The sequence below is a fragment of the Streptomyces radicis genome (genome assembly GCF_003626575.1).
Lineage (GTDB): Bacteria > Actinomycetota > Actinomycetes > Streptomycetales > Streptomycetaceae > Streptomyces > Streptomyces radicis.
This window is the reverse complement of sequence record NZ_RBDY01000005.1, coordinates 40,119-60,723: the sequence shown is the minus strand read 5'-3', so window position 1 is coordinate 60,723 and position 20,605 is coordinate 40,119. Positions and strand designations below refer to the sequence as shown.

Genomic DNA, 20,605 nt, shown 5'->3' with positions numbered 1-20,605 from the left:
CCTCACTCCTCCCCGGCGTCCACGATGTCCACGATGTCCACCGCGCGGCCCGTTGCCAGGGACTCGTTGCCCGCGATGCCGACCGACACGGCCCTGATACCGTCCACCACCCCGGCCGCGCGGCCCAGCGGGTCCGCCTCGCCGCCCCGGAACAGCGCGCGGAACAACACCGCGTCCCCGCCCCCGTGGCCGCCCTCGGCCTCCGGGATCGGTATCTCCCGCGCGGGCTCCCAGTGCCGCTGGAGCACGAGCCGCTCGCCGTCGTGGCGAGCCCCTTCCGCCGCCGCGTCCCTGGCCATCGACGGGTCGACGGCCGCCGCGCGGCCCCCGTCCGTGATCACCGCGGCGCGCTCCACGACGTCGAGCTCCGCGCGCCCTTCCGTGCCGTTGACCGCGACCCGGTAACCCTCCCACGGGCTGTGGGCGTTGAGGCCGTAGCTCAACGTCGGGCCGCCCGCGTAGTCCACCACGAGGGCGAGGTTGTCCTCGATCGTGATGCCCTCGCCGAAGACGTCCAGGTCGCGCAGGTACCCGTCGTGGTGCTCGTTGTCCAGGTAGAGCCCGCGCAGCTCCTCGTGGAGGCGCAGGTCGAGCAGGAACGGGTCCTTCCCGGCGCGATCGGTCGTTCCGCGCGCCGGGCGCTCGGTCAACCCGCGCTCGGCGGCGTTGCGCGCCCCGTAGAACTTCAGCCCGCCGGAGGCGTACACCCGTCGCGGAGCGTCATCGATCCACCAGTTGACGAGGTCGAAGTGGTGGGACGCCTTGTGCACCAGCAGCCCGCCCGAGTTCGGCTTGTCGCGGTGCCAACGGCGGAAGTAGTCGGCGCCGTGCTGGGTGTCGAGGACCCACTCGAACTGGACGCCGGTCACCCGCCCGACGGCGCCCGAGGTGATCAGCTCGCGCAGCGCGCTGTTCCTGGGGGAGTAGCGGTAGTTGAACGTGACGACCAGGTCGCGGCCCGTCTCGTCGAGGGCCTTGGTGATCTGGGCCACCCCCTCCGCGTCCGTGGTCAGCGGCTTCTCCGTGATCACGTCGGCGCCCGCCCGCAGCGAGCGCGCGATGACGTCGGCGTGGGTGTGGTCGGGGGAGGTCACCACGACCCGCTGGACGCCCCGCTCCTCGATCATCCGCTCCAGCTCGCCGCCGTCGTACGCGGCCGGGGTGCGGGCTCCGGTGCCGAGCCCCCTGATCAGCTCCCGGTGGTAGGCGAGGCGCCCTGGGTTCGGGTCGAGCAGCGCGACCAGGTCGGCCACGTCGCGGTGTTCGCCGCACAGCGCCCTGACATAGCTCTGCGCCCTGCTCCCGGTGCCGACGACCGCGTAGCGCGTGCGGCCGTCCCCGTTCTTCTCCGGTGTGGTCAACGGAGGTTTCCTCTCCTTGTGCGCACAGTCTGTGACCACTCTACGGAGCGAATCGTGCGGTGGTGAAGCTTATTGCGCAGTTCTGTTCGAAAAGGAATTTGAGTTCTCTCCAGATTTTCATACACTGCAACGCGTGACCGACGCCCCCCTGAGCCTGCGCGAGCGCAAGAAGCGGGCCACCCGAGCCGCCCTCTCCGAGGCGGCCCTCAGGCTCGCCGCCGAGCACGGGGCCGAGCACGTCACGGTCGAGGCGATCAGCGACGCGGTCGGCGTCTCGCCCCGGACCTTCTTCAACTACTTCGACAGCCGCGACGACGCCTTCACGATGATCGACGCCGAGAGCGCCCAACGCGTGCGGGACGCCGTCATGGCCGCGCCCCCCGCCGTCTCCGCGCTCGACGCCGTCACCGGCGCGCTCGCCGACGAGCTGGCCCAGCTGGGCGCGCGGCAGGACGTGTGGGCCCTGCACGCCGAAGTCCTCAGGCGTTCCCCCGACCTGCTGGCCCGCACGATGGGCGCGCACATGGCCGACGAGCTCGAGCTGGCCGCCGCGATCGCCCGCCGCGTCGGCGCGCGGCGGGACGGCGCGGCCCGGGATGGCGCGGCCCGGGATGGCGCGAGCCCCGACCTCTACCCCCACCTGCTCGCCGCCGCGGCCGGGACGGCCGTCCGCGTCTCCGTCGAGCACTGGAGCCGCCACGCCGGTGAGGAGCCGCTCCCGGCCGTCTTCCGCGGAGCCTGCGCCCATCTCGCGGCGGGCCTGCCCGACCCACCGACCGGCGCCTGATCCACCAGGCCGCCCGTTCACCACCGCTCCCACCACGGAACACACGAGAAGGACGCTGTGACCACACCCGAGGCATCCGAGGCTGCGGACGTACGCGACGCCGCGCCTCCCGCCATGACCGAACGTCAGATACTCCAGGCGATGTCCGGCCTGATGGCGGGCATGTTCGTCGCCATCCTCGCGGGCACCGTGGTGGCCAACGCGCTGCCCCGCATCATCACCGACCTCGGCGCGAGCCAGTCCTCCTACACCTGGGTCGTCACCTCCGAGCTGCTGGCCATGACCGCCACCGTCCCGCTCTGGGGCAAGCTGGCCGACCTCTACAACAAGAAGCTGCTCCTCCAGCTCTCCCTCGGCATGTTCGTCGTGGGCTCGCTGCTCGCGGGCTTCTCGCAGGGCGTCGAGCTGCTGATCTTCAGCCGCGTCGTCCAGGGCATCGGCGCGGGCGGCCTGACCGCCCTCGTCCAGGTCGTCATGGCCGCCGTCATCCCGCCCCGCCAACTCGGCAAGTACGCGGGCATCTTCGGCGCCGTCTTCGCCGTCGGAACGGTCGCGGGCCCGCTTGTCGGCGGCGTCATGGTCGACACCTCGTGGCTCGGCTGGCGCTGGTGCTTCTTCATCGGCGTGCCGTTCGCGCTCGCCGCGATCGTGCTGCTCCAACGCACCCTGTCGCTGCCGACGATGCGCCGCGACGTGAAGATCGACTACCTGGGCGCGTTCCTCATCGTCGCGGGCGTCTCGACGGTCCTGATCTGGATCTCCTTCGCCGGGAACGAGTTCGACTGGCTCTCGTGGCAGACGGCCGCCCTCGCGGGCGGCGGCGCGCTGCTGCTGGTCCTGGCCGTGATCGTGGAGGCCCGCGTCCCCGAGCCCGTCATCCCGCTCGGCATCTTCCGCAACGCCACCGTCTCGCTGACCACCGTCGCCAGCCTCCTCGTCGGCGTCGCGATGTTCGGCGGCACGATCTTCCTGTCGCAGTTCTTCCAGATCTCGCTGGGTAAGTCGCCCACCGTGGCGGGCCTGATGAGCCTCCCGATGATCCTGGGCCTCCTGGTGTCCTCCACCGTCGCGGGCCAGATCATCACCAGGACCGGCTACTGGAAGCGGTATCTGGTCATCGGCGGCGCCACGATGACGATCGGCCTGGCCGCGCTGGCCACGATCGACGCCGACACCAGCTTCTTCCTGCTCAGCCTCTACATGGCCGTCCTCGGCGTCGGCGTCGGCCTGTTGATGCAGAACCTCGTCCTGGCCGCGCAGAACGACGTGCCCGCCGCCGACCTGGGCGCGGCCACCTCGGTGCTGTCGTTCTTCCGCAGCATGGGCGGAACGATCGGCACCAGCGTGCTCGGCGCGGTCCTCGCCAACCGGGTGGCCAGCGAGATGGAGGCCAACCTCCCGGGCGCCGGGGGCGAGGGCGGCGACGCCCCCGCGGGCCATGGCGCGGTCCCCGACATCTCGATCCTGCCCGAGCCGATCCGCGAGGTCGTCGAGAACGCCTACGCCACCGCGACCGCCGAGCTGTTCCTCATCGCCACGCCCTGCGCGGCGGTGGCGTTCCTGGTGGTCCTGTTCATCAAGGAGAAGCCGCTCAAGACGACGAGCGGCGACCAGCGCCTCGCGGAGGAGGCGGCGGCAGCCGCCGCGGCCGACGAGGAGCCGAAGGACGCCGCCCCGGCGATCACCAAGGCGCCGTGACGCGACAGCCCGGCCCACCGTCGCGGTGGGCCGGGCAGTTGACAGGCGGGTTGACGCCTATGCGGTGGGCAGGGTATCCGTCGTCACGGCGGTGATGAAGTGGTTCCAGGACGCGGTGGGGAACGAAAGCTCCGCCGCGTTTTTGGCTTTTGAGTCGCGGACGGGGACGACGTGCGGAATGCCGTCTGCCACCTCGACGCAGTTGGCGTTCTCGGAGCCGCTGTAGCTGGACTTGCGCCAGTTCAGCGGAGCGCGGTTAGCCGTCATGGGTGTACTCCTCCAGGATTCGTGATCCGAGAGCGACATTGCGCATGCCGTGTCAAAGCCCTGCACAAGGTCAACGATTCGCCCCGAAGATTCTACTACTTCCTCTGAATCGAAGCTCTCAACCAGGGCAGCCCTGCCGCCGTCCTTGAGTCTTGAACGGGCGATCGGCGTCCTGGATGACGGAATGGTGGCCTCCGCCGTGCGTTTCGGACTCCTCTCGCACGGCGCGGCTCAGGCGGACGGCGAAGCGTCGCTCGCCATGGCCTCGGCGGAGCTCGAGTGGGGCGTCACGGTCAACGGTGATCTGGTCCAACGGCGGCCTGGGCGTGCGGAGTTCGGCAACGTCCATGTTGTACCGGCTGTCCGGCCGGGCGGCGGTCCTTGTCCGCTACCTTCAGGGGCAGGGATCCGTCCGCCTGGCCGACCTGCTGTTCGACGACGGGACGCAGGTCGGAATCGTCGGCCTGAGCGTTGTGGCCGAGTCCTCCGTTGACAGCCGGGTTGACGCCTATGCGGTGGGCAGGGTATCCGTCGTCACGGCGGTGATGAAGTGGTCCCAGGACGCGGTGGAGAACGAAAGCTCCGCCGCGTTCTTGGTCTTCGAGTCGCGGACGGGGACAACGTGAGGAATACCGTCAGCAACCTCGACGCAGGCGCCGTTCTCCGAGCCGCTGTAGCTGGACTTGCGCCAGTTCAGCGGAGCGCGGTTAGCCGTCATGGGAGTACCCCTCCAAATAACGTCGCATGAGATCGGCAGATTCATGATCCGGGAGCGCCATTGCGCAGGCGATGTCGAAGCGCTGCACAAGGTCGACGATCTGCCGTGGCGATTCTACTACCTCTCCTGAATCGAAGCTCTCGACGAGGGCGGCCCTGCCTCCGTCCTTGAGGGTCAGGAGGGTGAGGCTGCCGCCGAGCATGGGATGAAACCCCTGGTCGAACGGAAGCACCTGGACCGTGACGCGTGAGCGCTCCGAGAAGGTGAGGATGTGCTCCAACTGCCGCTTCATGACTCCCTTGTCCCGAGTCGGGCGCCTGAGCGATGCTTCGTCCACGATTGCCCAGTAGTACGGCGGTTCGTCACGGTCGAAGATCCCTTGACGGTCCAGGCGAGCGTCGACCTTGGCGCTCAGTTGATCCGCCGATGAGGCGGGCAGTCCTGTGCGGAACAGCTCTCGCGCATATTCCTTGGTCTGAAGCAGCCCGGGAATGACACTGCTTGTGAATACCTGGATTCGAAGGGAGTCACGCTCCTTCCTGACGAAGTGACGGCTGTACCTGGCGACCAAGACGTCCTGGGCCAGGCCATGCAGCTCGGCGAGGACCCCGTCGGTCTCGAAATAGGCGTCAAGCCGGGCGATCAACCCGGCGGACGCGGACTGCTTTCCCAACTCCACGCGGCCGAGGTAGCTGTGTGAATACCCCCCGACCTTTTCCGACAACTGCCGCAGGGACAAACCCTTTCCCTCGCGCAGGCTGCGAACCCGACGGCCGAGCCGTGCGTCCGGCGACAGTTCGGCGTCTTCGCTGGTCAACTCCACTGTGCACGCCCCCTCTAGACGTCTACTCACTGGGCACCCGATCCAACTGGTGACGCCCACGGCGTGCACCCTGCCTGGTCGGAAGGCCATGCTGTACCCGAGCCACACGGACAGCACCTTCACCGTAACGGTATGTGTCCTCTGTGCGCGCTCCCGGCCGCCCGATGCCACGGGCGATGCCCGATCGAGGCGAACAGCGTGAGGTGAACACCCCCATGAACACGCAGGACCCGGTGCCGCCACCCGACAGCGGAACGGGGGAGGGCGAGTTGTCGCCGCCCCCGACGTCGTCGGAAGAACTGGCCGCGCGCTGGGCGGAGTTGAACAAGCGAATCGACGCACACCTTGAGGAGCTGAGGCGAAAGTGACGGGGCAGATCCGGCAGGTCGAGGTGGATGGTGCGTCCATACGGCGAGGTGATGTTCTGACGATCGGCGAACGCCCGTTCGTGGTGTTGGATCACGCGTCCTTGGGCGACGGCGAGTTCGGGATCACGTTCGTGACGGGGGAGTCGCTTTCCGTCCGAAAGGCCACGGCGATGACCGCGCTGCGCACGGACGTCCCGGGAATGCGCTCGCGCACGTTCTGGGTGAGCCGACTCCCGGCCCACGCCCACGCGTTGCCCACCAAGGGCGAGATCGTGGCCCAGGTCGTGGTCGGCTGCGCGCTGGTGGTCGCGATCGGCCTGGCGGTGGTGGCGCGATGAGCCAGAGCGGAATGGTGGCGATCGAGATCACCGCCGCCACGGTCAAGCGCGGTGATCAACTGGTCGTCGGGGGACGGCCTTACACCGTGTGCGACATGTCGGCCCTGGCGGGCGGCGGCAAGCTGCTGCACTTCACCAGCGGCGAGACGTTCCACATGGGCTGCTTCACGATCCTGTGGGCCAGCCGCCACATCTCCCAACTCCCGGGGTTCCTGGCCCCCCACCCCCGCCGCTACGCGGGAGCGCGCCGCCGCTGACAAGCAGCTGACGCAGCCGCACACCTGCCTACACTCAGAGTTATGAGCGCTGACACCACCGACGAAGCGGCACACGCGGACGTCTTGCGTAAGAAGCTGATCGACGAGCTGCGCGAGCGGGGGGATATCGGGACCGACAAGCTCGCCGCGGCCTTCGCGGCGGTGCCGCGGCACCGCTTCGCTCCCCGCGCGTCGGTGGAAGAGGCGTACGCCGACGATGCCGTGATCACCAAGCGGAACGAGCGTGGCCACCCCATCAGTTCCGTGTCCGCCCCTTGGGTACAGGCTCGGATGCTGGAGCTGTCAGGACTCGGGCCCGGCATGCGGGCGTTGGAGATCGGCTCGGGTGGCTACAACGCCGCGTTGATGGCCGAGGTCGTCGGCGCGGGCGGCGAAGTGGTGAGCGTTGACATCGACCAGGATGTCGCCGAGCGGGCGACCGAGCTGTTGGCCGAGACCGGCTACGCGGACATGGTGCGGGTGGTGTGCGCGGACGGCACATACGGAGGCGGTGAGCTGACCCCTGAGGGCGGCTTCGACGCCATCATCGTCACCGCTCAGGCGCCCGACGTGCCGCCCGCCTGGTCCGGGCAACTCGCCGAGAAGGGACGGCTCGTCGTGCCGCTCAGCCTCCGAGGCACCCGTCAGATCCTCGCCTTCGAACGTGAAGGCGGGCATCTGGTGAGCCGTGGGCGGACGGAGTGCGGCTTCGTCGGTATGAGGGGGGACAACCGCCACGGCGGACGCACCATCGACCTCAGCGGTGAGGATCTGCGGCTGACGCTGGATGACGATCAGCGAGCCGACACCGATGCGCTGCGTTCCGCCGTCGCCTCTTCTCGGCGAACCACCGTGTGGACCGGAGTGGACCTGCGCGCGAACGAGGGCGCCCTGCCGTCCCTCGACCTGTGGCTGATCAGCACTCTCGAACCCTGCGCCAGGACGCTCCACGCCAGTCCCAAGGCCGTGGAGCGCGGCCTGTCCGGCTGGTCGATCATCACGGCCGCCACATGGGACGGCGGCACTCTCGCCTACCTCACCATCCGGTCGAACACCACTGACGGGCCAGGCGACTTCGAGCTTGGCGTGCATGCCTACGGCCCGGACCGGGAGACGCTCGCAGAACGACTCGCGGACCGCGTCCGCGCTTGGGACAGCGGTGGCCACCGAGGCTCGGTGGAGCCGACCGTCCGCGTCTACCCACGCGCCACGCCGTACGACCGGCTCCCTCCGGGCCAGGTCATCACCAACCGCCGTTCCCGCCTCGTCGTCTCCCTGCCCTGACCACCCCTGCCACTCCATCGACCCCCGGCTCATCGAGGCCGGGTGTACCTCTCCTGTCCACTCACCAGAGGAGCTGTGAGACAGCTATGACACATCAGAACGCCGCCTTGGCGCTGGAGGACGTCTTCGATCTCGATCTGGAGACCACCGACCTGTCCACCATCGGCCCCGGATTCGCCGACTCCGAGCCTTGCACCGGAGACAACTGCGGGCCATCCCCGACCGCGGGAGCCACCTCCGGCTGTGCCACGCCGGACAGCCTGGCGATGGGCAAGGGCGGCGGCAACGGCTGCAACTTCGCGTAGCACCAGCACCAGCACCTCGCACTTCCGCTTCGCACCGGGTGCGGCGCACCGGCGTCAGCGCCGCGCCCGGTGCAATCCATTGACAGGGAGACGCGTGATGGTTCAGAGCGTGTTCGTCCACCATCCGGTGGCAATGGCTCGTATCCCGCTGCGCCCGGCCGAGCCCGGCCAGGCCGAGAACACCGCCGGGCTGCTGGCCGAAGGCGTGTTCCTCGCCAGCCGTTCCACGTCCCAGGCCGCCGACGCATCGCCCGCGGGTGCGCGACTCATGGCGACATGGCGCGCGTACGACATCCGTTCCCGCACCCGCACCACCCCGCACGGCGTGTTCTCCGGCGTCGCCCCCGCGGCCTTCTGCGGCCACGTCACGACGCTGCGCCTGGGGGATCAGCACCGTGCGGTCACCACCCCGAGCCCCGAGTGGTTGGCCGCGGTGACGGATCGACTCCTCGACGACGAAAAGCTGCTGCCTCGCCTGACCCTCACCGCGAACAACCTGGTGGTGCGACGCGGCGACCGGCTGGAGGCGGAGCATCCGGCACTCAACGGCGGCGTCGCCCAGCGCAGCAGCATCCGCGCCACCCCGGTGTCTCTGTGGATGCTGGAGACCTGCCGAAGGGGCATGCCAGGGAAGGAGGTGCTCGCCGGACTGGCCGAGCGCCACCCGGCAGCGGGAACGGCGAGGATCGCCGACGCCGCACGGCAGATGATCCGCACCGGCTTTCTCCACACCGACCTGTTGCCCGCCCACCTGCGGGACGACCCGCTCGGCCACCTCCTCGAACGCCTCCCCGAATCGGCGCCACTCCGGTCGGCCCTGGCATTTCTGCGGGATGTGCTGATACGCGCCGACGCACTTCGGCCAGGGGCGCCACAACGGCTGGAACTGCTGCGCTCCGCTCGCCGGGCGGCCGACGAGATCGTGGCGGTGGAACGCTCGTTGACGGCGGATACGCTGGCCGATGCCACCCTCGCCGTGCCTCACACGATCGGGGCACAGGCAGCCAGGGCCGCAAGCCTCCTGTGGCGCATCGGCCAGCTCGGCACCCCCTTGGCCGACTACCACGAGAGGTTCGTCCGCGCCTATGGTCATCACCGGATGGTGCCACTGCTGGATGTCATCGACCCCGTCACTGGGATCGGGCCGCCCGACGACACCGACGACATCGGCGCGCGGCGAGACCTTGACCCCCGCCGGGCGGAGCTACTGACCCGACTGCACGCCGAGGCCACGGTCAGGGGACAGGCCGAGATCGACCTCGACGACGATCTGGTCCAGCGATTGGCCCACAGCGACGGCGCCTCACCGCCCCGGACCGCGGAGATCCACATCCGGCTGCTGCGCCACGGCGGCGACCTGCGGGTAGCCGTCTGCGACATGGGCTCGCAGGACGCCGGATCGGCCGCTGGGCGTTTCGCTCGTTGGCTGCCCCGACTCGCCCCTCCGACGACCGGGCCCGATGGGCCGATCGTCGCTGAGATCGTGTGCCGCCCACAGAGCGGTCCGCCTGCCGCCCTGACGGTCGAGACCGGCTTCGCCTCCCACCGCATCCCCCTCGGCGTTCCCGAACGCGACGGCGACCTCGCGCCCGACGACCTGATGGTCACCACGACCGGCCAGCACCTCGCCATCTGGTCCGCCCGGCACCAACGGGTCGTCGTCCCCGTGCTGTTCAGCCGCATCGCCCGAGATCTGCTGCCCCCGGCAGCACACCTCCTCCGCCTGACCGGCCACTCCGGCACCCGCCCCTGGCACCCGTGGTCTTGGGGCTCTGCGGCCCACGCACCCTTCACCCCCCGCGTCCGGTACAAGAACGTCCTGCTCGCTCCCGCCCGTTGGAGACTCCCCGAGGAACTGGCCACTGCCGCCTCCCGCCGTCCCGCCTGGGACAAGGCGCTGACCACCTGGCACACCGCCGCCACTCCACCGCCGCCGGATCTCGTGGTGGTCCAGGAGTCCGACCGTCACTTACCACTGGACCTTCGGCGGAACGAGGACCGGGAGCTGCTGCGCCGCAGCGTGTGCCGCGGAGCCAGGACCGTCGCCGAACCCTTCGGGGGCATCGTCGCCGACGACGCGATCATCGAGGGGCCGGGCGGACGACATGTGGCCGAGCTGGTGGTGGGCCTCTCCCGCCGCGACCACTCCTTCGCGCCGCACCCGGACGCGCGTGCCACACCTCGCCGACCTGGCACCGTTCACCTTCCCGGTGGGCCGTGGCTGTCGGCCGCCCTCCCGGTCGCCGCCCCACATCAAGACACCGTGCTGCGGCAGCTCCCCGCTGTGCTGGCGCCCGCCGCCGGGCACATCCGCCGCTTGTTCTGGCTCCGCTACCACACCTCGGCTCTCGGCGATCACCTTCGCATCCGTGTCCATGGCGATCCCCGCGCCCTCACCGCCCGCGTACTGCCGCTGCTCACCGACTGGTGCACCGCGCTCGCCGACCAGCGGCTCGCCAGCGGGTTGGTGCTCGAACCGTACGAGCCGGAAACCGAACGCTACGGCGGTCCGCGTGCGATCGGTGCGGCGGAAGAGGTCTTCGCCGCCGACAGCGCCTTCGCCGCCTGGTGCCTCGCCCTCACGGCTTCCATGGACGACCGTCTTGTGGTTGCCGCCGTGTCGGCGGCAGACATCGTCCGCACTCTGACCGACCAGGCCCATCAGGCCCTACGCGGCGCCGCGTTGCCCACACCCGACCGCCGTACACGAGACGCCATCCGGCCCCGACTGCGCGCCCGGTGTGCCTCGCTCATCCCCGAACCGCTGACCGATGCCTGGAACGCGCGGCACGAGGGGCTGATCACCTTCGGGTCCGCGCTCAGAGGGCCGGGGCTGAGCGCCCTGTGCGCGTCCGACTTCGTGCACATGCACTGCAACCGGCTCATCGGGCCTGACCCCGGACGCGAACGCGTCGCCCGCTCGCTGGCCAGCGACTTCCTTCACGTCCATGGCCACCGACGTTGACACCCCGGGCGAATCGGCCGTTGCCACGGCGCGTGGCCTGCTCGATCCGGAACGCGTCGTAGCCGCCCTCACTCCCCGAGCCGCCGCGACGCTCTGCGACGGGCTCGCTGGCACCGCACTCCTGCACGCGTGCCTCGCCCACACCGGCCCCGAGTTCGCCGCCGCGGCCGCCCGTCACTGGGAATCGGCCGCCCGCATGCCCGGCGACGCACCACCGAACGGGATCCACACCGGTCCCGGCGCCCTGGCCGCTTCTTTGATCGTCGGCTCCAGCTACCTACCCGACCCCGCCCCCTACCGCGCCACTGTCCGCAAGGCCACGACCTGGCTGTCGGCCCGCGCCCGAGGACTTGCCCGGCATCAGCAACGACGCCTCGACGGCGGCCTGCCGGGCGCTCCCTGGGCCGTGTACGACGCGATCAGAGGAGTGGCCGGAATCGGGCGCGTTCTCCTCGCCGCCCACTCCACAGGGCACGAGGACGCGGCCGAACCAGGTTTGGCCGCGGCGTTGACCACCCTCACCACGCTCTCCCAGGCCGCGCACGGCTCCCGCCCCGGCTGGTGGCTCCCCGCCGCCGACCATCCCTCGTCCGTCACCGTTCACCCCTCCGGCGCCGCCACCACCGGTCTGGCCCATGGCATCGCTGGCCCTCTCGCCCTCCTGGCCATCAGCTACAGCGCGGGCCACACCGCACCCGGACAGGCCGACGCCATCAGGAGCACCGCCTCGTGGCTGCTCGCCTGGCAGGAACCTACTGGGGCGTGGGCACCGTTCATCGACGGCGACGCCCTCGACTCGACGCCCACCAGCGTGACGCGTGACCGGCGATCCGGCAGGCGCGACGCCTGGTGCTACGGCGTCCCCGGCATCGGGCGTGCCCTCACCCTCGCGGGAGACGCCCTGAACGACCTCGACCTCCGCCGCGCCGGTCACGCCGCGATTGCTGCCCTGGCCGAACGCGCTCCCCCTCGGTGGGACACCGAAGGCCCCGGTCTTTGCCATGGATCGGCCGGGGTCCTTCAGACGGCGGCCAGGACGGAGTGCGGGGCTGTGGCGCGGCAAGCCGCCGAACACACCCTGAGCTTCCGGGACCGGCACCGGCCCTTCGGCTTCCCCCAGGTCGAGGCGGGAGCCGCCTTCGAGAACCCGGGATTCCTCACCGGCGCGGCTGGTGTCGCCCTCGCCCTCGCCGACCACGCCGGGTTCCTTCCCTCCAACCCGCCTGTCCCCTGGGACTCGCTGCTGCTCCTCGCCTGACGACGTATGAGTGCAGGGCTTCCACGGCGACGGCGGCGCTGGAATAGGGCCGTAGGACGGGGAGTTGCGACCGGCATGGCCAACATCGACAAGACCGTTGTCGTCCTGGGCGCCACGGGTCAGCAGGGGGGATCGGTCGCCGCGGCGCTGCGGGCCGACGGCTGGGCGGTGCGCGCGGTCGTGCGCGATCCGTCCGGCCCCCGGGCCAGGGCCCTCTCCGCCGCCGGTGTCGAGACCGTTCGCGGTGACCTCGGCGATCCGGAGTCGCTCCGCGCGGCGTTCTCCGGCGCCCATGGCGTTTTCAGTGTGCAGCCGAGCTCGGGCCAGGCGGGCGCCGGTGTGACCGACGAGGACGAGGTCCGCTTCGGTACGGCGGTGGCCGACATCGCCGAGCGCGGCGGCGTCGCCCACCTCGTCTACAGCTCGACGGTCGCCGCGGGGCCGACGCCGACGGGCATCGGCCATTTCGACACCAAGAGCCGTGTCGAGGCCCATGTCCGGAATCTGGACATCGCCAGCACCGTCGTTCGGCCTGCCACGTTCATGGAGATCCTGACGCTCCCCGGGATGGGCCTCGACCGGGGGCGCCTGTCCTTTCTGATGCGCCCCGACCAGGCCATGCAGTTCATCGCGGTGCGCGACATCGGCCGGATCGTCGCCGCGGTCTTCGGCTCGCCCGATCGCTACGTCGGCCGCACCGTGGAGATCGCCGGTGACGCCCTCACCGGCGAGGCCTTGGCCGAGCAGCTGACCCGGGCCGTCGGTCGGCCGATCAACTACGGCCGCCTGCCGACGACGTTGCTCGAGCAGGACGAGGTCCTCGGCAGAACGGTGGCACTCGTCGACAGCGGCAGGCTGGTGGGGAACGCGGACCTCGACGCGTTGCGCGCGGAGTTCCCCTTCCTGCTGCGCTTCGACCGCTGGCTGGCGGGCCCTGGTGCGGGCCTCCTGACGGAGGCGCTGCGTTCAGCGGACACGGGCATCGCGCTGCGCTGAACGAGGCCCGTGCGCGGTCCGGCGGACATCCGTTCCGCGAGCGCGGGCTCGCCAGGCTCCCCGGGCCGCGGCTCGGCCGCCCGGGCACCGTGCACGCCTCGCCCGGCGGATCGAGCACCGTGCACGCTGCCGCGACCGCCCCGGTGCGGCATACGTTTCCACCACCGGAGAAGGCGTGGAGCCTTCGAAGCAAGGGGGAGGAAACACATGCTCAGAAAACTCACGGCAGCAGGCCTCGTCGGTGTCGCCTTCATCGGGTTCGTGCCATCGGCCGAGGCGGCCGACCCCTGCGAGAACCGCTTCTGCGTCTTCGCCAACATGGAGGGCAGGGGAGATCGGGCCGCCATCCCGGTGGGCGACGACGAATGGCTCGGGCCGCTCGGGCTCAGGGATCGCGTGACCAGCGCGTCGAACGACACGAATCGCCGGGTGTGCCTCGTGGACTGGCGCACGTTCATGCGGGATCCCCGCCTGTGCTTCGCGCCGAATTCCTACCACGAGGACTTCGGCAGGATCGACTACCCCAACGGCGGCTCATGGAGCAACAAGGCGGATGAGGTCGAATGGGACTGAGCGTCGAACGTCGTCAGGAGAGCCGTCGAGGGAAGGGAAGCGCCATGAGTGAGGAGAGGTCTCGCGCGGCGAGCGCCGCGCGGGCGGCCGCGCGGCCGCCCACGACGGGTGGGCGGCGCGGGGGATCGGCGAGGGCGCTGCGGCTGCTGACGGCCGCCGCGGCCGTGGCGACGCTGAGCGCCTTGCAGACCACGCCCGCCGCCGCGTCCACCACGATCTCGGTCAGGACGACCGATTCAGGGCCGGTCGGCGGGACGGCGCTCTTCTGGGGCGATGACCCCGGCCCTGGCGACGGCGAGATTCTCGCGGCGTGCGACAAGCAGAACGGCGACGGGAAGATCGCCTACGCGATGGCGCAGTGGAAGGTGAACGGCGAGTGGCAGTTCTTCGATCTCATCGATGAAGGCGCGTCGGACTACGAGAGCGGCTGCACCTACGCGGACCTCCCGAACATCGCGGAGGAGAAGATCGTGTATGTCACGGCGTGTCTGAAGTCCGGCCCGAACAGCGCGCGGGAGTACTGCGGCGAGGACACCGCAAGGGCCTGAGCCCAGGCGGTGGCCGCCGCGAACGCCTCGCTCGAGCAGATCAGGGCCGTGCGGCCGCCTCGTGCCGCACACCGCGACCGGCGGCTCGCCGACAGCTCTCGCCCGAGCGAGGCGGCGGAGCCGAGGCGTGTTCACCAGCCGAGAGGCTGGGCGTCGCGGAAGAAGCCGCCCCGCGGGCCGTCGTCGGGCAGGGTCGCGGCCCAGACGACGCCCGGCGCGCTCTCCTCCACCGGGCGCGCGCCGAAGGCTTCGGCGCCCGGCACCGTCGCCGTCACGCCGGGACAGACCGCGTTCACGATCACGGGAGTGTCGGACAGCTCGGCCGCGAGGACGGCGGTGAACGCGTTCAGCGCGGCCTTGCCGATCGCGTGGCTCGCCGCCGCGCCGCCGAACACGGGAAAGCCGTACTGCTCGTCGGTGTGCGATCCCGCGCCCGAGCTGACGTTGACGATCCGGGGGTGGCTCGACCGGCGCAGCAGGGGCAGGAACGCCTGCGTCATCCGCCACGTTCCGAAGAGCGTCACCCGCAGGGCGTCCGTGGCCGCCGCGAGGTTCGCCTGCGACGGCGTCTCGTCCCTGTCGGGGTGGGCGGCCGCGTTGTTGATCAGGATGTCGAGGTGCCCCCAACGGTCGGCGAACGCCTGTGCCGCGGTGTCGACCGACGCCTGGTCGGCGATGTCCACTCCCACGGGCATGGCCTCGGCTCCGTCGATGCGTTCAGCGGCGGCCGCCGCGTCGGCCGGGTCTCGCGCGGTGATGACCACGTGCGTTCCGAGCCGGGCCAGCTGCCGGGCGACCTCCTCGCCGATCCCGCGTGCCGCGGCGGTGACCAGGGCGGTCGTCACGAGGGGACCGGTCGCGTCGTGGGGGCGGTCGTCCACGGGGGTGTTCGCGGGGGTGTCCACCGGGGTGTTCACGGGGGTGCTGTCGTCCGGCACTGCGTTGTTCCTCACTGCGTTGTTCTCGTCCTGCGGGCCCGTCGCGCCGCTCACCTGGTCTCGATGCGCCCGAGCGGGGTGGGTACGGTCGTGAGCGCCTTGCTGGCGAAGTCCCAGGCGTGCTCGTCCAGGCCCAGCTCCGTGCGCAGGAACGCCCAGGTGAGCCAAAGGGCGGCGTCGGCCAACTCGGGGTTCTCGTCCGTCGCTTCGGCGGCGTCGTAGCCGGACACGCCTCCGAGGGCGTGGCCCGCGCCGAAGAGCTGAAGCAGCGCCTTACGGCCGGGTGAGAGCGCGTAGGGGTCCGTGTACCACTCGGGCCCGCGAACGTTCAGGTGGCGCGAGACGTCTTCGGCGCCCGCGACGACGAGCGTGGGCGTCCTCATGAGCGAGAAGTCGGTGCCCGAGAGGATCGGATAGTGCTCCTTGGCGTACTCGCTCAGTGAGTCACCACCACGCCCGGGCGCGGACATCACGACGCCCGCCGTGACGCGCGGCTCGGTGAGATCGAGCGGCGATCCGTCCGTCGGATCGACGCCGCGGGCGCCGAGCAGCATGCTCGCCGTGAATCCGCCCATCGAGTGCCCGACGACCGCGACCCTGCTCCGGTCGACGCGTCCTCGCAGCGAGGGCAGTGCCTCCTCGAGATCGTCGAGGTGGTCGAGGACGAACGACATGTCCGTGGCGCGCGAGCGCCAGTACAGCGGCGCCTCGGGATCGTCGGCTTCGCGCAGGCCGAGCGCTGCCGAGTCCAGGTGCGTGGGCTGGAGCACCACGAAGCCACGCGCGGCCAGGAAGTCCCTCGGCGGCCCGTAGCCGTGCAGCGAGGACAGGAAGTTCGACGGTCCGTGCCCGTGCGACAGCAGGACGATGGGGAGGTCGGCGCCGGACATCGGGGCCGAGACCCGGAGCTGAAGATCGACGGCGCGGCCCGGGGTCGGCAGCGTCACCGGCGCGAGGGAGAGCACCGGTGAAACGGGGACGGGGTCGCGGGTGTAGCTGGTGTAGCTGGTGTAGCTCATGAGTGTGCTCCCTCTCGTGAACGGGTTCGGTCGAGGCCGCCGGAAGATCGCGGCCGACTCACGGCCCACTTAGCGGATCAGTGTTCCGCTAAAACGATACGGAACCGCGTTCCGGATTGTCAAATGACCCCGGGCACGGCCCGAAAGAAGCGATGACCTGGGCGATCCGGCCGACTACACTCGTACCGGATCGGTGCTCCAGTAACCGGCGGCGCGGAGGATGTTCCGCAGCACCAATGCCCCTCAGGGACTATCCGGATGACAGAACAGGACCCGGCGACGCCCCCGCGTCGCGCTCGGCGCGTCGATGCCCGACGGAACGAGCAAAGGCTTCTCGACGCGGCGGCCACCGTCTTCGCGACGTCGGGCGTCGACGCGCCGATCCGTACGATCGCGGCGGAGGCGGGTGTCGGCCTGGGGACCATCTACCGACACTTCCCGACGCGCACCGAGCTGGTCGTCGCGGTGTACGGGCACCAGGTGGAGGCGTGTGTGGACGTCGGCCAGCGGCTGCTCGCCGAGGCGGCTTCGGCGACTTCGGCGGCTTCGCCCTTTGACGCGCTTCTCGTGTGGGTGGACCGGTTCGTCGACTTCGTCATCACCAAGCACGGTCTCGCCGACGCGCTGGGCTCGGACGACGCCGGATTCCAGCGCCTGCACGCCTACTTCCTCGACAGGCTCGTCCCCGTGTGCGCGGAGCTGTTGGCCGCCGCCGAGCGTTCCGGTCAGATCACGCCAGGGGTGGACGCCTACGAGCTGATGCGCGGCATCGGAAATCTTTGCGTCGGGCACGAGACGGACGCCCGGTACGACCCCCGCCACATGATCGGGCTTCTCGTCCGTGGTCTGCGCGTATCGGGGACGGGCTCCCCGGCTCCCTCATCCGCCAACCCGTGAACGCCCCGCCGGAGGCCCGTCCACAACCGGCCTGAGGCCCCCGGCCCGGAGGCGAACTCGGACGCGAACGACGGCGGGCGGCGCCACGACCGCAAGGCGCACGACCCACGCCACCCACACCACCCGCCGATTCCGTTCCGACGCGTGGGCGTCGAGGGCCATCGGCAGGGCGCCGAACAGCTCGAACAGCAGTTTGGCGAGGCCGAGACCGGCCGCCAGGCCCGCCACGGTGAACACGATCACCGCCGGGATGGCCAGCCATCCCCGAGGGGGGAGAACGCGCGGCCGAATCTAGGGCCCCGCCACCGGGAGGGCTCCCGAGGCCAGCGTGGCGACCTCCTCGCGCACCGCGTCGGCCAGCGGCGCCGCAAGCGCGCGGTGCGCCCCGTCGCTCGTGAACGCCACGGTGCAGGCGTCGGCGTACCGCGTCAGCACCGCCACGAAGCCCATCCGGGGCGGCAGGCACGTCGCGACGAACGCCTCGCGCAGCCGCCGCCCCGCCACCTCCAACGGGCCGTCGTGGAGGCGGATGTTGGAGCACAGCACGTTCCACAGGGACGGCGAGCCCAGCAGGTGGCCGATCAACGCCCCCGCCGCGCCCGGCGCCGGAACGGCCAGCACGTCGATCAGCCGCGTCAACCCGCCGGGCTCGTACCGGCGTTTGGTGCGCGCCATCGCGTCGCGCACCGCCCGCAGGCGGGCCACCGGGTCGGCCATGGCCACCGGCAGGGCAACGCGCGCGCCGCCGATCACCGTGCCGATCTCGTCGTGGCGTTCCGGTCCACGCAGGTTCACGGGGACCATCGCCCGCACCGACGCCCCGTCGGTCACCACCCGCCGCAGGGCGCCCGCGACGGCCGCGAGGAACACGTCGTTGACCGTGGCCCTCGCCCCCGGCAGCGCCGCGCGCGCCGCCTCGAACTCCGCCATGGGCACCCCGGCCCACGCCACCGAACGCGCCTGGTCCACCGGGCGGTTGAAGCCCAGCGCCCGCCCCGGCGGGAACGCCGAACGCCCCGAGCCCAGCGCCGCCCCCGCCCGCGCCCACCGCCCGGGCGGCAGCGGGGGAGCGCCCGCCGGGGGAGGGAGCACCTCGGGGGTGTCGCTCAGCGCGCGCAGCAGCGTGCCGACCGACGCCCCGTCCAGCAGGGCGTGATGGGCGCGCAGCACCAGTGTGAACCCGTTGTCACCCGGGAGCAGATCGAGCCCCCACAGCGGACCGCCGGGCGGCAGCGGCTCCTCCAACAGCGCCCCCACATGCGCCGCGAGCCCCTCACGCCCGTTCGCCGCGTCCACGAGGCGCGGGCGCGCGGCGGGGGAGGGAGCGCCGGGCGCGTGCCACGCGTACGGGCGCCGGGGGCGGCCGTCGGGGCGCGGAACGATCGTGCGGTGCAGCGCCGCGAGGGGCGACCAGCGCTCGTCCACCCGCGCGCCCAGCTCGGCCACGTCGGGGCACGGCCCGTCGAAGGACAGCACGGCGGCGATCGTCGCGGGCACCCCCGCCCGGTCGTCGAAGGCGACCATCGACCCCTCGGCGGGCGTCATGACGGTGTGCGGGGCGCGCGTGGCGCGCGAAGCGGGGGCGTTCACAAGGCTGTTCCCTACCACCCCGGGGACGCCGCCATGCCACGCCGCCATGCCCGTGCCCTGGCGCCCGCGGCGGGGAGCCGGTAGCGTCCCGTACGCCGCCCGCTACTCAACTCCACCCTCGGCCACGCCGGTTGACCGACGCATCGCCGTCACCGCGCCGCGGGCCGAGGACCCCCACATCTTCTGGAGCTGACATGCAACGACGCCCATGGACCGGCCGCCTCCTGCTGGCCGTCTCGCTCACCGCGATGGCCCCGCTGGCCGCCCCCGCCCTGACCGCGGGCGCCGCGCCCGCCCCCGAGACGGCCGAAGGGACCGCGGCCGCCCACGAGACCGCGGCGCTGCCGGTGGACCAGCTGACCGCCGCCACCACCGAGGTCGCGACGGGACTCACGCGCCCCACCGCGATCGCCGCGCCCGACGACGGCACAGGACGGCTGTTCATCACCGAGAAGTCCGGCACGGTCCGCGTCTACGAGCCCGCGACCGGGCTCGCCGCCGAGCCGCTGCTCGACATCACCGACCAGGTCGACTCCACGTACAACGAACGCGGCCTGCTCGGCATCGCCCCCGCGCCCGACTACGCCGAAAGCCAGGCGCTCTACCTCGCCTACACCGCGGCCGCCGACAGCGCCGTGACCCTGGCCAGGTACTCCGTCGCCGACGGCACGCTGGAGCCGTTGATCTCCCAGGAGCACGCGACCTACGACAACCACAACGGCGGCCAACTCGCCTTCGGCTCCGACGGCTTCCTCTACTGGAGCATCGGCGACGGCGGCGGGAACGGCGACCCCGAGGGCAACGGCCAGAGCCTCGACACGCTGCTCGGCAAGATCCTGCGCGTCGACGTCGGCGGCGCGTGCGGCGACCTGCCGTACTGCGTCCCCGAGGACAACCCGTTCGTCGACAACCCCGAGGCCAGGCCCGAGATCTGGGCCTACGGCCTGCGCAACGCCTGGCGTTTCTCGTTCGACCCGGCCGACGGGTCGCAGTGGATCGCCGACGTGGGCCAGGGCCGCAGCGAGGAGATCAACCACGTGCCCGCCGACCGCGCGGGCGCCAACTACGGCTGGTCGTGCCGCGAGGGCGGCTTCGAGTTCAACCCCGACGAGTGCGCGCCTGGCGTCGAGCTGACCGAGCCCGTGTTCGTCTACCCGACGGCCCAGGACGGCAACTGCGCGGTCATCGGCGGCAACGTCTACCGCGGCCAGGAGTACGCCGACCTGGCCGACGGCACCTACGTGGCCACCGACTACTGCTCGAACAACATCTGGGCCCTGCGCCCCGAGGCCGACGGCGGCTACAGCGACGCGGTCATCGGCGAGATGCCCACCCAGGTCACGGCGTTCGGCGCCGCGGCCGACGGCGAGCTGTACGTCGTCAACGACCTGCCGGGGCAGCTGTTCCGCGTCAGTTTCGGACAGGCCGCCACCGAGTGACCCACCCGTTCACCGTCGCGCCGGGCCCCGTGCCCGGCGCGACGCCGTTCCCGCACCTTTCCCAACGGGCCCCGAAACCAGGCTGCCTGCCCGCCGGAAACCGACCCACGCCCCACGGGCGCGACAGTTCATCGGCTATACATCTCGTGGTTGCATACGGCCGGTGGCCGTGGGGC

23 protein-coding genes are annotated in these 20,605 nt (G+C 71.2%); 15 read left to right on the top strand and 8 right to left on the bottom strand.

All coding sequences use genetic code 11. From position 1 onward, the window contains the following. Positions 1-2: 2 nt before the first annotated feature. Entirely contained in the window at positions 3-1,361 is a 1,359-nt protein-coding gene (locus D7318_RS09665) for a Gfo/Idh/MocA family protein (RefSeq protein ID WP_220729587.1), read from the bottom strand. Between the two features lie 133 nt (positions 1,362-1,494). Here D7318_RS09665 and D7318_RS09660 point away from each other — a divergent pair, with 133 nt between their 5' ends. Both D7318_RS09660 and D7318_RS09655 read left to right on the top strand, forming a co-directional pair. Beyond that, a complete protein-coding gene (locus tag D7318_RS09660; RefSeq protein WP_230423582.1) occupies positions 1,495-2,148 on the top strand; it encodes a TetR/AcrR family transcriptional regulator in 654 nt (217 codons plus the stop codon). Positions 2,149-2,262: 114 nt separating this feature from the next. Beyond that, positions 2,263-3,846 (top strand): MDR family MFS transporter, encoded by a 1,584-nt coding sequence (locus tag D7318_RS09655; protein WP_120696484.1) that lies wholly within the window; start codon positions 2,263-2,265, stop codon positions 3,844-3,846. A 57-nt stretch (positions 3,847-3,903) separates the two neighbouring features. On the opposite strand, the gene D7318_RS09650 is transcribed toward D7318_RS09655, so the two are convergent. After that, on the bottom strand, positions 3,904-4,113 hold the full coding sequence (locus tag D7318_RS09650) for a DUF397 domain-containing protein (protein ID WP_120696483.1): 210 nt from the start codon (positions 4,111-4,113) through the stop codon (positions 3,904-3,906). A 299-nt stretch (positions 4,114-4,412) separates the two neighbouring features. On the opposite strand from D7318_RS09650, the gene D7318_RS34775 reads away from it, so the two are divergent. Further along, positions 4,413-4,739, top strand: a complete 327-nt coding sequence (locus tag D7318_RS34775; RefSeq protein ID WP_329604566.1) for a hypothetical protein — start codon at positions 4,413-4,415, stop codon at positions 4,737-4,739. On the opposite strand, the gene D7318_RS09645 is transcribed toward D7318_RS34775, so the two are convergent. Continuing rightward, on the bottom strand, positions 4,622-4,876 hold the full coding sequence (locus tag D7318_RS09645; RefSeq protein WP_329604564.1) for a DUF397 domain-containing protein: 255 nt from the start codon (positions 4,874-4,876) through the stop codon (positions 4,622-4,624). The genes D7318_RS34775 and D7318_RS09645 overlap by 118 nt on opposite strands. After that, positions 4,821-5,654 (bottom strand): helix-turn-helix domain-containing protein, encoded by an 834-nt coding sequence (locus tag D7318_RS09640; RefSeq protein ID WP_120696481.1) that lies wholly within the window; start codon positions 5,652-5,654, stop codon positions 4,821-4,823. Before D7318_RS09640 ends, D7318_RS09645 begins: the two co-directional genes overlap by 56 nt. A gap of 215 nt (positions 5,655-5,869) precedes the next feature. On the opposite strand from D7318_RS09640, the gene D7318_RS32750 reads away from it, so the two are divergent. From D7318_RS32750 to D7318_RS09590, 10 genes are all read left to right on the top strand, one after another. Further along, entirely contained in the window at positions 5,870-6,022 is a 153-nt protein-coding gene (locus tag D7318_RS32750; protein WP_183091338.1) for a hypothetical protein, read from the top strand. After that, the gene (locus tag D7318_RS09635) at positions 6,019-6,360 is read left to right on the top strand and encodes a hypothetical protein (protein WP_120696480.1); all 342 of its coding nucleotides are present in this window, start codon (positions 6,019-6,021) and stop codon (positions 6,358-6,360) included. Before D7318_RS32750 ends, D7318_RS09635 begins: the two co-directional genes overlap by 4 nt. Further along, positions 6,357-6,617, top strand: a complete 261-nt coding sequence (locus tag D7318_RS09630; RefSeq protein ID WP_147437652.1) for a hypothetical protein — start codon at positions 6,357-6,359, stop codon at positions 6,615-6,617. Before D7318_RS09635 ends, D7318_RS09630 begins: the two co-directional genes overlap by 4 nt. 42 nt (positions 6,618-6,659) lie before the next feature. Beyond that, positions 6,660-7,901 (top strand): methyltransferase, FxLD system, encoded by a 1,242-nt coding sequence (gene fxlM, locus D7318_RS09625; RefSeq protein ID WP_120696478.1) that lies wholly within the window; start codon positions 6,660-6,662, stop codon positions 7,899-7,901. 86 nt (positions 7,902-7,987) lie between these two features. Beyond that, positions 7,988-8,206 (top strand): hypothetical protein, encoded by a 219-nt coding sequence (locus D7318_RS09620; RefSeq protein WP_120696477.1) that lies wholly within the window; start codon positions 7,988-7,990, stop codon positions 8,204-8,206. Between the two features lie 97 nt (positions 8,207-8,303). Then, the gene (locus tag D7318_RS09615) at positions 8,304-11,171 is read left to right on the top strand and encodes a lantibiotic dehydratase (protein WP_120696476.1); all 2,868 of its coding nucleotides are present in this window, start codon (positions 8,304-8,306) and stop codon (positions 11,169-11,171) included. Then, positions 11,155-12,429: a lanthionine synthetase C family protein gene (locus D7318_RS09610; RefSeq protein WP_120696475.1), complete on the top strand. Its 1,275-nt coding sequence runs from the start codon at positions 11,155-11,157 to the stop codon at positions 12,427-12,429. The genes D7318_RS09615 and D7318_RS09610 overlap by 17 nt, the downstream gene beginning before the upstream one ends. 75 nt (positions 12,430-12,504) lie before the next feature. After that, entirely contained in the window at positions 12,505-13,425 is a 921-nt protein-coding gene (locus D7318_RS09605) for an NmrA/HSCARG family protein (RefSeq protein ID WP_120696474.1), read from the top strand. A 207-nt stretch (positions 13,426-13,632) separates the two neighbouring features. Continuing rightward, positions 13,633-13,998, top strand: coding sequence for a peptidase inhibitor family I36 protein (locus D7318_RS09600; RefSeq protein WP_120696473.1), 366 nt, complete (start codon positions 13,633-13,635; stop codon positions 13,996-13,998). Between the two features lie 44 nt (positions 13,999-14,042). Beyond that, the gene (locus D7318_RS09590; RefSeq protein ID WP_147437651.1) at positions 14,043-14,546 is read left to right on the top strand and encodes a hypothetical protein; all 504 of its coding nucleotides are present in this window, start codon (positions 14,043-14,045) and stop codon (positions 14,544-14,546) included. A 131-nt stretch (positions 14,547-14,677) separates the two neighbouring features. On the opposite strand, the gene D7318_RS09585 is transcribed toward D7318_RS09590, so the two are convergent. Both D7318_RS09585 and D7318_RS09580 read right to left on the bottom strand, forming a co-directional pair. Then, complete coding sequence (locus D7318_RS09585) at positions 14,678-15,484, bottom strand: SDR family NAD(P)-dependent oxidoreductase (protein ID WP_230423580.1); 807 nt, start codon at positions 15,482-15,484, stop codon at positions 14,678-14,680. Between the two features lie 50 nt (positions 15,485-15,534). Next, positions 15,535-16,503, bottom strand: a complete 969-nt coding sequence (locus D7318_RS09580; RefSeq protein ID WP_120696470.1) for an alpha/beta hydrolase family protein — start codon at positions 16,501-16,503, stop codon at positions 15,535-15,537. Positions 16,504-16,761: 258 nt separating this feature from the next. On the opposite strand from D7318_RS09580, the gene D7318_RS09575 reads away from it, so the two are divergent. Continuing rightward, positions 16,762-17,400, top strand: a complete 639-nt coding sequence (locus D7318_RS09575) for a TetR/AcrR family transcriptional regulator (protein ID WP_120696469.1) — start codon at positions 16,762-16,764, stop codon at positions 17,398-17,400. On the opposite strand, the gene D7318_RS09570 is transcribed toward D7318_RS09575, so the two are convergent. Together D7318_RS09570 and D7318_RS09565 are read right to left on the bottom strand one after the other, a co-directional pair. Then, the gene (locus D7318_RS09570; protein ID WP_120696468.1) at positions 17,383-17,643 is read right to left on the bottom strand and encodes a hypothetical protein; all 261 of its coding nucleotides are present in this window, start codon (positions 17,641-17,643) and stop codon (positions 17,383-17,385) included. The two genes, D7318_RS09575 and D7318_RS09570, sit on opposite strands and share 18 nt — an antisense overlap. Before the next feature lie 48 nt (positions 17,644-17,691). Further along, entirely contained in the window at positions 17,692-18,990 is a 1,299-nt protein-coding gene (locus tag D7318_RS09565) for a WS/DGAT domain-containing protein (protein ID WP_183091337.1), read from the bottom strand. 194 nt (positions 18,991-19,184) lie between these two features. Between D7318_RS09565 and D7318_RS09560 the strand changes: the two genes are divergently transcribed. Further along, positions 19,185-20,429 (top strand): PQQ-dependent sugar dehydrogenase, encoded by a 1,245-nt coding sequence (locus tag D7318_RS09560; RefSeq protein ID WP_120696466.1) that lies wholly within the window; start codon positions 19,185-19,187, stop codon positions 20,427-20,429. The last annotated feature ends 176 nt before the right edge of the window (positions 20,430-20,605 follow it).

Coding starts and splice junctions, on each gene's coding strand:
- D7318_RS09655 (WP_120696484.1), top strand. CDS start 2,263: ATGACCGAACGTCAGATACTCCAGGCGATGTCCGGCCTGATGGCGGGC.
- D7318_RS09650 (WP_120696483.1), bottom strand. CDS start 4,113: ATGACGGCTAACCGCGCTCCGCTGAACTGGCGCAAGTCCAGCTACAGC.
- D7318_RS09645 (WP_329604564.1), bottom strand. CDS start 4,876: ATGAATCTGCCGATCTCATGCGACGTTATTTGGAGGGGTACTCCCATG.
- D7318_RS32750 (WP_183091338.1), top strand. CDS start 5,870: ATGAACACGCAGGACCCGGTGCCGCCACCCGACAGCGGAACGGGGGAG.
- D7318_RS09630 (WP_147437652.1), top strand. CDS start 6,357: ATGAGCCAGAGCGGAATGGTGGCGATCGAGATCACCGCCGCCACGGTC.
- fxlM (WP_120696478.1), top strand. CDS start 6,660: ATGAGCGCTGACACCACCGACGAAGCGGCACACGCGGACGTCTTGCGT.
- D7318_RS09620 (WP_120696477.1), top strand. CDS start 7,988: ATGACACATCAGAACGCCGCCTTGGCGCTGGAGGACGTCTTCGATCTC.
- D7318_RS09615 (WP_120696476.1), top strand. CDS start 8,304: ATGGTTCAGAGCGTGTTCGTCCACCATCCGGTGGCAATGGCTCGTATC.
- D7318_RS09610 (WP_120696475.1), top strand. CDS start 11,155: ATGGCCACCGACGTTGACACCCCGGGCGAATCGGCCGTTGCCACGGCG.
- D7318_RS09605 (WP_120696474.1), top strand. CDS start 12,505: ATGGCCAACATCGACAAGACCGTTGTCGTCCTGGGCGCCACGGGTCAG.
- D7318_RS09600 (WP_120696473.1), top strand. CDS start 13,633: ATGCTCAGAAAACTCACGGCAGCAGGCCTCGTCGGTGTCGCCTTCATC.
- D7318_RS09590 (WP_147437651.1), top strand. CDS start 14,043: ATGAGTGAGGAGAGGTCTCGCGCGGCGAGCGCCGCGCGGGCGGCCGCG.
- D7318_RS09580 (WP_120696470.1), bottom strand. CDS start 16,503: ATGAGCTACACCAGCTACACCAGCTACACCCGCGACCCCGTCCCCGTT.
- D7318_RS09575 (WP_120696469.1), top strand. CDS start 16,762: ATGACAGAACAGGACCCGGCGACGCCCCCGCGTCGCGCTCGGCGCGTC.
- D7318_RS09560 (WP_120696466.1), top strand. CDS start 19,185: ATGCAACGACGCCCATGGACCGGCCGCCTCCTGCTGGCCGTCTCGCTC.